The sequence below is a fragment of the Tepidibacter sp. Z1-5 genome (genome assembly GCF_037844525.1).
In the GTDB taxonomy this organism is placed as follows: domain Bacteria; phylum Bacillota; class Clostridia; order Peptostreptococcales; family Peptostreptococcaceae; genus Tepidibacter_A.
Genome location: NZ_JBBMMD010000034.1, coordinates 64,354 through 78,037, shown reverse-complemented (window position 1 = coordinate 78,037; position 13,684 = coordinate 64,354). Strand labels below are relative to the sequence as shown.

At 28.5% G+C, this 13,684-nt stretch carries 10 protein-coding genes; 7 read left to right on the top strand and 3 right to left on the bottom strand.

Annotation, left to right across the window (positions count from 1 at the left end; genetic code table 11):
* Positions 1-245: 245 nt before the first annotated feature.
* The 3 genes from WJW32_RS07340 to WJW32_RS07330 form a co-directional block, all read right to left on the bottom strand.
* A complete protein-coding gene (locus tag WJW32_RS07340; RefSeq protein ID WP_340256891.1) occupies positions 246-401 on the bottom strand; it encodes a YvrJ family protein in 156 nt (51 codons plus the stop codon).
* A gap of 61 nt (positions 402-462) precedes the next feature.
* Positions 463-681: a DUF2922 domain-containing protein gene (locus WJW32_RS07335; RefSeq protein ID WP_340256889.1), complete on the bottom strand. Its 219-nt coding sequence runs from the start codon at positions 679-681 to the stop codon at positions 463-465.
* A gap of 266 nt (positions 682-947) precedes the next feature.
* Positions 948-1,169, bottom strand: a complete 222-nt coding sequence (locus WJW32_RS07330) for a DUF1659 domain-containing protein (RefSeq protein WP_340256887.1) — start codon at positions 1,167-1,169, stop codon at positions 948-950.
* 126 nt (positions 1,170-1,295) lie between these two features.
* Here WJW32_RS07330 and WJW32_RS07325 point away from each other — a divergent pair, with 126 nt between their 5' ends.
* From WJW32_RS07325 to WJW32_RS07295, 7 genes are all read left to right on the top strand, one after another.
* Positions 1,296-3,470 carry a YcdB/YcdC domain-containing protein gene (locus WJW32_RS07325; RefSeq protein ID WP_340256886.1) on the top strand — a complete coding sequence of 725 codons (2,175 nt, stop codon included), beginning with the start codon at positions 1,296-1,298 and terminating at the stop codon, positions 3,468-3,470.
* Positions 3,471-3,609: 139 nt separating this feature from the next.
* The gene (locus WJW32_RS07320; protein ID WP_340256884.1) at positions 3,610-5,187 is read left to right on the top strand and encodes a YcdB/YcdC domain-containing protein; all 1,578 of its coding nucleotides are present in this window, start codon (positions 3,610-3,612) and stop codon (positions 5,185-5,187) included.
* 207 nt (positions 5,188-5,394) lie between these two features.
* A complete protein-coding gene (locus WJW32_RS07315) occupies positions 5,395-9,243 on the top strand; it encodes a binary toxin-like calcium binding domain-containing protein (protein WP_340256883.1) in 3,849 nt (1,282 codons plus the stop codon).
* A 173-nt stretch (positions 9,244-9,416) separates the two neighbouring features.
* Positions 9,417-11,246, top strand: coding sequence for an oligoendopeptidase F (gene pepF / locus WJW32_RS07310; protein WP_340256881.1), 1,830 nt, complete (start codon positions 9,417-9,419; stop codon positions 11,244-11,246).
* Between the two features lie 140 nt (positions 11,247-11,386).
* A complete protein-coding gene (locus tag WJW32_RS07305; RefSeq protein ID WP_340256879.1) occupies positions 11,387-12,301 on the top strand; it encodes a DUF4430 domain-containing protein in 915 nt (304 codons plus the stop codon).
* A 157-nt stretch (positions 12,302-12,458) separates the two neighbouring features.
* Positions 12,459-13,337, top strand: a complete 879-nt coding sequence (galU, locus tag WJW32_RS07300; protein WP_340256877.1) for a UTP--glucose-1-phosphate uridylyltransferase GalU — start codon at positions 12,459-12,461, stop codon at positions 13,335-13,337.
* A gap of 11 nt (positions 13,338-13,348) precedes the next feature.
* Positions 13,349-13,633, top strand: a complete 285-nt coding sequence (locus tag WJW32_RS07295; protein WP_340256875.1) for a Dabb family protein — start codon at positions 13,349-13,351, stop codon at positions 13,631-13,633.
* Positions 13,634-13,684 lie beyond the last annotated feature (51 nt).

Here is a 13,684-nt window from a genome sequence, read left to right as displayed (position 1 = left end):
TAATTACCTTTGTTTCTTTTTGTCTTTTTTGAAAACAACATTAGCGGTATTTTAATGTCATTTGTTTTGGGATTAAGAGCTATAATTTTTCCAAATTAGAGATTTAATCAATTGGTATTTTATAGTGAATAAATAATTACATTTGTACGAAATTTAGGTAGCTAACATTTTAATAAGAGTCATTTTTTAGGTGTAGTTCTTTAGTTTTTGATAACCCACATAATCTGTATTTGAAATTTTTAGTATCAATATTCTTTTGCTTCTATTCTAGATATTACATTATTCAACTTGTTAATACTTTGAGTTAAATTCTCAAGCTTTTCCTCTATCCTCGTTAGAAGATAAATGGACAAAACTATTGGAAAACCCACATTAGAAACAAGTCCTAAAATATCACTCATAATATCCCTCCTTATAATTTCCGATAGAGTAAAAAGGGGCTAAAATTAGCCCCTTAATCAATTAGTTAATATGAACATTTTCAGTTTGAGTAGTTACAATCTCAGCAGATTCCTTCTTAACTATGTTTTCTCCACTGAACTTAAATAGATCCTTAGATACTATATAATCCATTAAAGCATCTATATCACTGTCATCAACATCATCCTTTAAGCTATGAACCTTAACAGTCACCTTCTTACCGTCAGATTTAATAAATTTCATATCAAGTCTCTTTTCCATAATATTACCCCCCTATGTTTTATTCTCCAAAAACCACACCCGTTAGGTTTATTATATTTTCTGAGGTGAAATTGAAAATTCTGATATATACTCCATAACTAGCAACTTAAATTATTAAGGTTTTGAACAGAAATAAAATTTAACCTAAGAGAGAAAATTTAATAATTTTAATTGTGGGATTATAACAAAAATATAATAAACCTTTAATATCTATAAAAATTCTATTGCATGAACGGTATTCTCATAGATATATTTTGGCGATAAAATTACTCGCTTAAATCAGTATCCACTACCTTCTTAACCTCAACTAAAGAATTATTCTGCATCTCCTTCATTAAAGTAGTCATGCCAAATAGATTTTCATCGGTTGCATCTAATCCTAGGTTCTTAATAGATGTTGTCTTGAACTTTTCAACCCCTTTTTCATTAAGACCTAAAGAATACTTTAATTTTAAACTTGTTCCTGTTTTAATACTTGTTATTGCCATAATATCATCCCCTTTCAACTCTATATATGGATATAGAAATAGAAAAGGGACACTAAATAAATTGCAATTTATTTACAAAAATATAGTATAATGGTAAGGAGTTTGTATTAACAAGGGGGGAACGTTATGAATTTTAGAAGAATTGTGTTAAGTATTTTTACAGTATTTTTTGTATTAGTTGGTTCGATACTATCTTTTGCTCAATCTAATATATCAAAGGATGAGGCTAAGAAGATTAGTGAGAATGTGGTGAAAAATTATCTAGGAATTCAATTAGATAATAAGTTTGAATCTAGATTAGAACTTGAAGATGAGAATTATAGAGGTATAAGTGTGTGGAGTATGAATTGGAATAAGCATGAAGAGGATATAGACGTAGATATAGATGTAGAAATAGATTCTAATAACGGTAAAATACTAGAGTTTAGATATGATACTTGGGATGAGAATAAATTAGTTGCAACTATGACAAAGGAAGAAGCTAAAAAAATAGCTGATGATTTTTTAAAGAAAATAAATCCTGATGAGAGTAATAAGGTAAGACTTACTGATAATAACTATTTTTCAAGAGATTTTAGCGGACCAAATTATGATTTTGAATATGTAAGACAGGAGAATAAACTTGATTTTGATCAAAATAGAATAAATATAGAAGTCAATGGAAATACAGGCAAGATTGAGAGTTATAGCTTGAATTGGGATTACGATATGAAATTTGATGAAAATAAAGATGTAATAGATAAGGACAAGGCAAAGCAGACATTAAAGGATAATGTTAATATGGAACTTGTATATTCTGATGTAGATAAAAATGATGATGGAAATTCTGAGAAGATAAATTTATCTTACGTTCCACAATGGGAAAAAGGATTTTTAGTAGATTCTAAAAGTGGAGATGTAGTTGGATGGGAAGGATTGAAAAATGAATTAAAATATAAAGATATAAAAGATGAAGAAAAAGAGAAAATATATATTAATAGTACTAAGCCTAAAGATAGAAGCGCTGAATTAACAGAAAAAGAGGCTAAGGATATAATTGAATCTATTGTAAAAGAAATTATAAAAGATGATTTTGAAATTGATAGATTAAGATATGAAGAAAATAGTTCACGCTTTATAGCAAGAGGAAAAAATGTATGGAGAGCTGATTTTAATATTAAAAACAAAGATTTAGATGGAAGTATATATATAAATGCACTTACAGGTGAAATGATATCATTTGATAGTTATAATTTTAATGATGATGATGAGTTTGAACCTAAGTTAAGCTGGAGTGAAGGATATGATAAGGCTGTAAATATTTTGAGTAAGTATTATGGATATAATATTAAGGATGTAAATACTAAATTATTAGAACAAAACTCTTATTTTTATGTAAATGGTAAGAAAATAAATGCACAAACATACATCTATAACTTTGCAAGAGTTAACGATAAGATAGATTATCAAGATAATAATATATGTGTAGGTGTTGATGCTAAAACTGGTGATATAGAGCAAATTCAATATAGATGGGATAAAGAAGCTAAATTCCCAACAGTTGAAAATGTAATTGATAAAGATAAGGCTAAGGATATATACTTTGATAATGCTAATTTAGAATTAGGTTATTTCAATATTAATAATGGAAAAGATGTTGAAAATGCAAAAGTTCTATATAGTATAAAAGATATGTATATGATAGAACGTGTAGATTCAATCACTGGGGATATACTGGATTATAATGGAATGAAAATTAAGAAAAATGATGATGAAAATTATTCAGATAAAGTAAAAGACCATTGGGCTAAAAAAGAGCTTACTATATTAAGTGATAATCATATAATAGATTTTAAAGATTTTGAACCTAATAAAGAAATATCTAAAATAGATGCTGTAAAGATGATTGTAAATGCTAAAGGTTATAACACTTATGAATTAAATGATATTGAAAAAGTTAAATTTAAGGATATAAAAGATAATGATGAAGATATGTCTTATATAAAATTCGCTGTTGAGTATAAATTTGTAGATAACAAAGAAGAAAACTTCAACAAGGATGCTAAGATAACAAGACAAGAGATGGCTAAGATGATAGTTAAGCTTATAGATAAAGATGAAATGGCTAATATGAAAGGTGTGTATTCACTTGGATTTGGTGATGAAGCTAGTATAGATAATAACTACAAGGGATATGTAGCAGTATGTAAGGGTCTTGGTATAATAAATGGAGATAATTCAAACTTTAGACCTAAGGATAATGCTACTATGACAGAGATGGCTGTGAGTATATATAAGGCTTTATCTAAAAGTGGAATGTAATTAAAAAAATGATGCTTATTAAAATATTTTAATAAGCATCATTTTTAGTTTATAGGGAGGAACTAGAAATGGTTGTAAAAATAACCCACAATATGGTATTATCATCTTGTACATACAAAAAAAGTAAAGGGGTGTTTTTATGAAAAATAGATGGGTTTTAAGTTTATTTGTATTTGTTTTTGTTATTAGTAGTTGTATATTTGCTTTTGCAAATGAGAATTTAAGTGAGGATGAAGCTAAGAAGATAGCTGTTGAGACAGTTGAGAAATATTTCGATATAGATATTGATAATGATTTTGATATTGAGGTTTCTGAAGGAGGTAAAGAAGGATCTTGGAGTATATATATATGCAGAGAAAATAAAAATTATATAGATATGGATGTCTTTATTGAACCTGATAAAACTGTATCTAGTGTATCTATATATTCGCATGCTAAAGTGAATAGTGAAATAACTAAGTTGGAGGCTAGAAAACTAGCTGATGATTTAGTTAACAAAATGCAGGCTGATAAAGTTAAAGACATTAAATTTATAGAAAAAGAAGATGATTTTAGTTTCAATTTTGAATACAAAAGGGTTTTAAATGGTGTAGAGTTTGATGAAGAAGGAATAAATATAAGTGTAGATAAAGAAACTGGTAGATTATCTGAGTATAGCTTAAATTGGAATAAGAATGTTGATATTCCAAAGGTTGAAAATGTAATAGATAAATCTAAGGCTACAAATATTATAGAAGATAATATAGAGATGAGACCTATGTATATAGATACATATGATAAAGACGGAAATAAAGAAGTAAAATTTGTGTATTCTCCTTACTATAAAACTTCAAGTATGGTAGATGCTAAAGATGGTGAACTTGAGTATTATATAAAAAATATAGATACAGATAAGATTAGTAAAGAAAATTATAAAGAATCAGTATCAGTAAAAATACCAAGCTACAATTTAAATAATCAAGAGGCGAGAGATTACGCAACACAAAAGATTAAAGAATTGTTAAATAAAGATATAACTATTACTAGTATAGAAGAACTTGGGGATTCTGAAAATGAAAAGACATCAAAGGGAGAAGCTTGGGGAGTTAGATTCAGTTATAAAGATGAAGAAGGAAATGAAGCAAATGGAAAGATAGTAATAGATAAGAATAATAAAGAAATAATATATATGGATACTGACCTTGATAAATGGGAAGAAATTGATGTAAAGCCAAAGTATACATGGGAAGATGGATACGAAAGAGCTTTACAAGTTATAAAGGATAACTGTCAAACTAGAGGAACAAATATAGATACTGAAATGATAAAAGAGACAGGAGATTATAAAGATGAAGAAGGAAATGTAACTTATGATAAAGTTGGAAGTTATTCTTTTAATAGACTTGTAAATGGAGTAGTTTATAGAGATAATGATGTAACTGTTTATGTGGATTTAAATACAAATAATGTATTGGGTATAGAATGTGAATGGGACAATAGTAAAGTATTTGCAGATAAGAATAAAGCTTTAAATAATGAGAAAGTAAAACAGTCATATCTTGATAAAAATGAAGTTAAGCTTTTCTATGTAACTATATACGATCAAGAAAGTGACAAAGAAGAGATAAAATTAATGTATAAGATAAGTGAAAAAGAAGGAATGGAAGATATAAAATATATGGATGCTTTAACTGGGGAATTTTTAGATTTTACTGGTGATGTAATAAAGATGAATTAATTAAGAAGATGGCTAAATTAGCCATCTTTTTTTTTGTATATAAGGAAATAATATGATTTTAGACTTGCATATAGAACTGATAAGTGAACAGAATTACCGGAGAAATTTAAGAAAAAATTAAGAAAAATGTCGAAAAATGTAGTGTATAATATAAATATAGATATAAATATAAATATATCAAAAAAATATTCGAAGGGAGATGATCTAATGATATCTAAAAAAAGATTAGTAGCTATAACTATGGCTACTATGATGGCATTTGGGCAGAGTGTATCTTTAACAGAAGCATGGGCTTATTCAAGTGCTAACAAAGCAGAATCGTATTCACCAAACGAAGAGGTGAAAAATTTAGGCTTACGTGTACAATATTATACTGATTCTGAGTTTGAAGATTTTTATAAGTCTAAAGTTCAAATGGACGGAAAGATTGATTTAAGTGATGTTATTAATGATAAAAAAATTAAATCAGTTTATTGGAAAGGCTGTATATCGCCTAAATATACAGATACATATACTTTCTCTACAAATCAAGATAGAGACATTAAAATATATGTAGATGGAAATAAGATATTTGATGGGAAAAAAGTATCAAACGGAGAACAAGAAGGTAGTAAAAAAGTAGAGCTACAAGTTGGAAAACTATATAAATTTGAAATCAAATATGTTGTTCCAGAAGAAGAAAAAGAAGAAATAAAGCTTGTTACAGATAAAGAAGAGACTGTAACTGAGAGTGTTTATTCTAAAGAAGATGAAAAAGAAGAGGTTTCTTTAAACTCAGAGGATAATGATAAACTTTCACCTGAATTAGAGATTTATCACGAAGGTGAGTACATAAGAAAAAGCATAGTAAGAGAAGGTGAATTATTAGGACCAATTAAAAGATTTTATAAAGATGAAAATGGCGAAGATGAAGATACTGATGAGGATGGTATCACAGATAAATTAGAAACAGAAGGATACACTGTTATTGATGGTGAAATAGAAGAATGGGAAGATTCGTATGAAGGTAAGTATACAAAATACGTGACATCTCCATTAACAGCTAATACGGATGGAGATCCATATACAGACTATCAAGAAGTAACCGGTATAGGAATGGATGATAGTGTAATTTGGCCAGGAAACCATCCATTAGTTGCTGCTTATCCAGATATTAGAGTGACTTTAGATTCTATTAAGATGACATCAACAGATGAGCATACAACATCAAATACTGAAGGTAAAACAAAAGGTATATCTCATAATACTGTTCAAGAAACATCTACTGAAATTACGAATGGGTGTGATGTAGGAGTAGGATATTCAGCGGAAATAACAGCAGGTACAAAAGGTACAGAAGTAAAACACACAGTGTCTGTTGAGCTAGGATACAATTATTCTAAGACTAAATCAGATACTGTATCTATAGATAAAGGTACGAGCGAGGAAGAAAGTAAGGAGTTTACTGAAGAAGTTTCTAAAAACCCAGCAGAGGCAGCGAATCTTGCATTTAACTTACATTATGAAAATAAAGGAACGGCAACCGCATATGAAGTAAAACCTAATGTATCTTTTGTTATAGGAGAAGCTTCTGCTAAAACACTAAATCTTCCTGAAAGTGTTCAATCTGCTCCTATTAGACCAGGTGGTAAATATCCACGTTCTTCAAGTGGTCTTAATGTAGATAGTTATGGTGGAGATGATACTAAGATTACATTAACTTTAGATCAAGTGAATATGATTGAACATGGAACACCATTTAGCTTATCAACAAATAGAACTTATGCACAGTATAGAACATCTGATTATGAATTAAAAGATTGGTCATTATATACAACTGATATTGAATCAAGAACAGCAACAATAAATGTATCTTTACCAGGAGAAAAAGGTCTTATAGAGAGAAAGGTTGCTGCAAAAAATCCTTCAAAGCAAACTGGTAAATTAACACCCGAGTTAACTTTAGGAGAAGCCATTAAATTAGTATACGATACAGAAGTAGATAGTAAAGGAAACTTGATAATCGAAGGAGAAAAATTTGATAGATCTTGGATTATAAATTTTGGAGAAGGAACTGAAAGAGAAGTACGTAAACAACTTGGAAGTGGTGACAATATCTTTAACTTGAAATTAAGACCAGGAATGAATATCATGCTTGAAAAACCAAGTGCAGATTCTCAAAAAAATGGTCCGAATATAAGATTGGCAAAAGTAGATTTTAATAAAGAAGGAGCTTATATACAAGCAAATGTTGCTCCGAGATATTTTGAGGTAGAAAGAGTAATAGCACAAATAAAACAAAATGATGGCAAAAAAATAGAAGTAGAATTAGAGAATACAGAAAATGGGCTATATAAAACAAATTCATCATTTGCTTCTAAAGTAAAGAATTTAGATTTACATACGGTAAAAGTTGTAGCTTATGATATAAAAGGTAATAGCACTACTCAAAATGCTATTGTTTCATCACAGTATGTAAAACCTGGTTTAACTTTTGTGAGAGATAAAAAAAGTTTAAACAATGGCAATCTTAAAGGATTAATAGAAGAGCTTAAACAAAATGGTGCAGAAAGTTTTGTACTTTCAAAAGATGTAACTGATGATAAACATAATACATCTAAGTATGTAGGATTTGGTAATAACAAATACTATACAGGATTAATTGAACAAGATAAAAAAGGAAAACCTATATTAGGGGATTTAATGATTAATTCATCTGGGAATTGGTATAAGCCAAATACTGCTATCAGTTTAAAACATCATAAATGGGATGATCATGCTTTTGTAGGAATTTATGATTATGAAAATTATAGTGCTGCTAATGGTTATTTAGGTTATAGAAGAAAGGTAGCCCAACATAGAACAATGCTTAAAAATGAATCATTCGCTTGGGATAAATGGCATGATGAATGGGATAATAGCATAAGTTCTGTATGGGAATATTATGATTCACTAAAAAGTAAAGGAAGAGGACTTGTTTTATTTGATGGGGTTAATTTTGATGGAGATGTATTTGGTTTAGATAAAAGCATACCTAATTTAGGAGATGAATCAAATTTTAGAACAAGTTCATCAGATATTACACCGATTATGTCAACTTTCAATAATAAAACTGGTTCTTACAAATTAGTTGATACTTTTAAACCTTTAGCGGATCCAAAACATCATTATACATTTGCGGTTTCTGCAAAAGATTTAGAAAATTATAGTGGGGATACAAATGGATTAACATTAGAAGGATATTATGTAAGAAGTAATGAAGGAAGTAAGTTTACTCCAAGTTATAAAGAAAATAATAGTACTGTAATAAATAAAAAATCAGGTACAGGTTACATAAATGGAAATCTAGATGCAACAGGATATTTAGTTAAGATAACAACACATAATGTAAGTAGTGACAATATTAACTTTACATTCAATCCAAGTACAAATGATGAGACGTCAGTATCTATGGGAACATCTGATTCTTCTGGATTTGGATACAAAATGGGAGCGTATTATGCACCAACTCATAGTGAAATTGTTTATATACCAGCAAATGCTTATAATCCAGGTCAAATAGAAGTTAAAGTAAATGCTAGTGAACATACACAATGGTATGGAAAGGATTCTGAAACTGTTGAGTGGTTTAAAGAAGATCAAAATAAATCAAAATATACAGTAGCAGTTATTGGATATTATTCTGAAGAAGGTAAATATTACTATGAAGATATTAATCCGATTCCACTAAAAAATGCATCAACAGCAATAGAAAAACAATATGCTAACATAAATAAAAAATATTATGGAGATAGATTTACAGAAACTCCAAAAGGATATATGGTAAAGGTAACTACTAAGGATGCTGGTTCTAGTAAGTTAAGAATAAACATTAATGGACAAAGTGCAGATTTAGGTACTTCTGCATCAAAAGATCATAATGGATTAGAACCAGTTGGAATAGACCATACAGAGCTGATGTATGTACCTGTAAAAGCAGAAGATAATCCATATGCATTTGATATAACTACAGAGCATAACTCTAAGTTCGTAAATCATGGTTCATATCAAATGGAAATTGTTGGATATTATTACTAAAAATAATAAATTTAAATTGAATTATTCATAAAAATCCAAAACATTCTCTTTTTATTTTAGAGTATGTTTTGGATTTTTTATTTCTGTTTATTCTGGATTAAGAACTGAATTTGATTATAATTTTTTGAAAAATACACAACCTAATTATATATAAGTATAATTAGGAGGTTCTTATGAAAAAGTTATATAAACTATCTATTATTGCTGTTTTGATTATAAGTTTGTTTTCTTTTTATAGTTTAGAAACTAAGACTGTATCTGTCTTCAATAATAAGCAAAAGACGAATAAGTACAAGTGGAATCTTTCGGATATATATGTTTCTAATTCTGATTGGGAGAGGGATTATAAGATACTTGAGAATAACATACCCAAGATACAAGCGTATAAAGGTAAGCTTACAAGAGGATCGAGATACTTGTATGAAGCTTTGAATATGACTGATAATATGAGTAGGATGTTTGAGAAGTTGTATTCTTATGCTTATATGAGTAAGGATACAGATACTTCAAATAACAAATATCTAACTATGTGTGATAATATAAGTTATTTGAGTGTTAAACTTAGCAGCAGTGTATCGTTTATAGAACCTGAGATTTTAAGTAGTCCAAAGGAAACTATAGATAAATTTGTAAAGAGTAATATTAAGTTAAAGCCGTATGAATTTTATTTGAATAATTTGTATAAGTCAAAGGAGCATATGTTATCTGATAAAGAAGAGAGAATTTTGTCTTTGTCCAAGTCAATGGCAAGCACTCCAGAAAAGGTATATACTTCATTTAAAGATATAGATAGAAAGACTAATTTTACTCCTGGTGAATATTCTAGATTGTTACAAGATGATAATCGTGAAACTAGAAAAAATGCATTCATGGAAGAATTTGAAAGTTATAAAAATAATATAAATGTTTTGGCATCAGCGTTATCTGGACAAGTTAGCAAGGATGTATTTTATTCAAAGGCTAGAAATTATAAAACATCTCTTGAGGCGTCTCTTGATAAGGATAATATAGATGTGTCTTTGTACAATAATTTAATAATAGAGGTAAACAACAAATTGGATGTATTCCATAAATATATAGCTCTTAGAAAGAAAATATTAAAGCTTGAGGAGATTCATTATTATGATATGTACAATCCTTTAATAGAAAGTGATAAAAAAATAGAGTATGATAAAGCAAAATATATTATAAACAAGGCATTAGCACCTCTTGGTAAACAGTATGTAAAAGATTTGGAATTTGGAATAGACAATAGATGGGTGGATGTATATTCTAGTGAAAATAAAAGAGGTGGAGCTTATTCATGGGGAAGCTATGATACACATCCTTATGTGCTTTTGAATTATAATGATACATTAAATAGTGTATCTACATTTGCACATGAGATGGGTCATGCAATGAACAATTATTATTCTGCTAAAAATCAAGATTATGTAAATTACAATTACCCAATATTTACTGCAGAGGTTGCATCTATAACTAATGAAGCTTTACTTTTTGAGTATTTGATAAAAAATGCTAAGACTAAGGAGGACAAGATATATTATATACAAGGATATATAGATCTTATAAGAGGGAGTATATATACCCAAGCTATGTATGCTGAATTTGAAAAAATTATACATGATAGAGCTGAAAAAGGAGAGGCTTTAACCTCTGACAATTTAAATAAACTTTGGGGAAGTCTTATGAAAAAATACTACGGTAAAGATTTTTGCCTTGATGATATATGTTCGATATGGTGGAGTAGGATACCTCATTTTTATTCTAATTTCTATGTGTATAAATACGCTACGGGATGTTGCGCTGCTATAAGCTTGTCTCAGGATATATTAGGTGGTCAAAAAGATAAGTATTTAAATTTCTTAGCGGCCGGAGGATCTGATTATCCAATAGATGTACTAAAGAAAGCAGGTGTAGACATGAACGATACTAAATGCATAAAGGATGCACTTAAAAAGTTTGAAAGTTTGGTAGATGAACTTGAAAAATTAGGTGTTTAGAAATTAATTTTTAGAAAATTAAAAAAATAACTCTTAGAATTACTACAAAATAATATAGAACAATGATATAATAAAAATAATACTGTATAAAAATAACCTTATCAAATAGATGAGGTTATTAATTTTTGGAGGATTAAAATATGAAAAAGACATTATTAGTTATTATCATTGGGATAATTATGACATCCTTATTTGGATGTAGTGAAAATTTAGTAGAAGGTAAATGTAATATTATTTTGTCACAGGATTTTGGAGATAAGCAAATATACGATGAAAAATTAGAATTTACTAAAAATACTACTGTTATGGAATTAATGCAGAGTAATTTAGATGTAAAAATTGAAAATGAATTTGTAGATTCAATAAATGGAATAAAATCCGAATACAGTGAAGAGAATAAGCTAGGTTGGTTTTATTATATAAATGGGAATTTAGCACAAGTTGGTTCTGAAAATTATTATCTAAAACCAGGAGATGATGTTGTGTGGGATTACCATACTTGGGAAAATGAAATTTATATATCTAGTATAATAGGGTCATATCCTAAAAACTTTACTAATGGATATGATGGAAAAATATTAAAAACTGAGATTTTATATTCTGAGGAGTTCGAAAAAGATACAGACAGATTGTATAACTATTTAAAAGATAATGGAGTGGATGATTTAGTTAAAAGAGATATAAATAAAGGATATGATTATGACGAAAAAATAAATACTATATTTATCGGAACTTGGAGTGAAATTTCTAAAATAGAGAATATAAAGGATATATATAATGATAAAAAAGGAGAACTTTTCTTTAAGATAAATAATAAAGTTGAAGTTCTTGATTGTAGTAAAAACAAGGCTAAAGAATTTGAAAAGGCTGCTGTAATAGCATCGTTGCCAAAAGGATACTCTACTTTATCAAATATATGGGTTGTAACAGGAAATGATGAGGATATGATAAAAAAAGCCTTAAATATTCTTTATGAAAATCCCCAAAAAATAAAAGGTAAATTTTCTGCTATAGTTACCGAAGATGAGATACTTAATATACCTATGGTAAGATAAACCAATATATATATAACATAATTAAATCTAAATGTTGAAACTTTTAAATTAGTATTCGATATTTAGGTTTTTTAGTATGTAATGAAAAATTTTCAATATTAATGATATAATAATATATATTGTTGATATTAAAAATTTTATAAAGGGGGATTCTAGTTTGGATAAGGTTAGAAAAGCCATAATACCTGCAGCAGGTCTTGGTACAAGGTTTTTACCAGCTACTAAGGCTCAGCCAAAAGAAATGCTTCCTATAGTTGATAAGCCAACTCTTCAATATATAATAGAAGAGGCTGTTGATTCTGGAATAGAAGAAATACTTATAATAACAGGAAGAAATAAACAATCTATAGAAGATCATTTTGACAAATCTGTAGAACTTGAAATGCAGCTTGAAAAACAAGGAAAAGAAGAGTTATTGGATATAGTTAAGAACATATCTAATATGATAAATATACATTATATAAGACAAAAAGAGCCAAGAGGTTTGGGGCATGCTATATATTGTGCCAAGCACTTTATAGGAAATGAACCGTTTGCAGTAATGCTAGGCGATGATATAGTTGATGCTAAAAAGCCTTGTTTAAAACAATTAATTGATGCTTATAGTGAATATAGAACTACTATACTTGGAGTTCAAAATGTTCCAAATGAAGATGTGAATAAATATGGTATAGTAGATGGAAAGTATATAGAAGATAGAATATATAAGGTTAAAGACTTAATTGAAAAGCCAGAAGTAGAAAAGACACCGTCTAATATAGCTATTCTAGGGAGGTATATTATAACTCCTAGAATATTTGAAATACTTGAAAATCTTCCTGCTGGAAAAGGTGGAGAAATACAGCTTACAGATGGACTTAAAGAGCTTGCAAAGACAGAAGCTATGTATGCTTATAATTTTGAGGGAAGAAGATACGATGTTGGAGATAAGCTTGGATTTTTACAGGCTACAGTAGATTATGCTCTTAAAAGAGATAGTTTGAGAGATGAATTTTTAGCTTATTTAAACGATACAGTTAAAAAATATAATATATAGGGGTGAAATAAGTGATAAAGCATATAGTATTTTTTAGATTTGATGATAAAAAAGAGGTTGAAGAAGTAAAAAGAAGACTTTTAGATATGGATGGCAAAATAGATGTATTGAAACATATAGAGGTTGGAGTTAATTTTTTAGAATCTGATAGAAATTATGATTTATGTCTTACAACTCACTTTGATTCAAAAGAGGATTTGGAAATTTATGCAGATCATGAAGTTCATGTTCCGGTTAAAGAATATATAAAATCGGTTGCGAGCTCTATGGCTTGTGTGGATTATGAGATTATTTAAATTTACTTAATTTTCAATACCAAAATAAAGGGTATTAAAATACCGGTCATG

What these genes read in the sequence shown, in the direction of transcription:
- WJW32_RS07340 (WP_340256891.1), bottom strand. Translation starts at nt 401, where the DNA reads ATGAGTGATATTTTAGGACTTGTTTCTAATGTGGGTTTTCCAATAGTT.
- WJW32_RS07335 (WP_340256889.1), bottom strand. Translation starts at nt 681, where the DNA reads ATGGAAAAGAGACTTGATATGAAATTTATTAAATCTGACGGTAAGAAG.
- WJW32_RS07330 (WP_340256887.1), bottom strand. Translation starts at nt 1,169, where the DNA reads ATGGCAATAACAAGTATTAAAACAGGAACAAGTTTAAAATTAAAGTAT.
- WJW32_RS07325 (WP_340256886.1), top strand. Translation starts at nt 1,296, where the DNA reads ATGAATTTTAGAAGAATTGTGTTAAGTATTTTTACAGTATTTTTTGTA.
- WJW32_RS07320 (WP_340256884.1), top strand. Translation starts at nt 3,610, where the DNA reads ATGAAAAATAGATGGGTTTTAAGTTTATTTGTATTTGTTTTTGTTATT.
- WJW32_RS07315 (WP_340256883.1), top strand. Translation starts at nt 5,395, where the DNA reads ATGATATCTAAAAAAAGATTAGTAGCTATAACTATGGCTACTATGATG.
- pepF (WP_340256881.1), top strand. Translation starts at nt 9,417, where the DNA reads ATGAAAAAGTTATATAAACTATCTATTATTGCTGTTTTGATTATAAGT.
- WJW32_RS07305 (WP_340256879.1), top strand. Translation starts at nt 11,387, where the DNA reads ATGAAAAAGACATTATTAGTTATTATCATTGGGATAATTATGACATCC.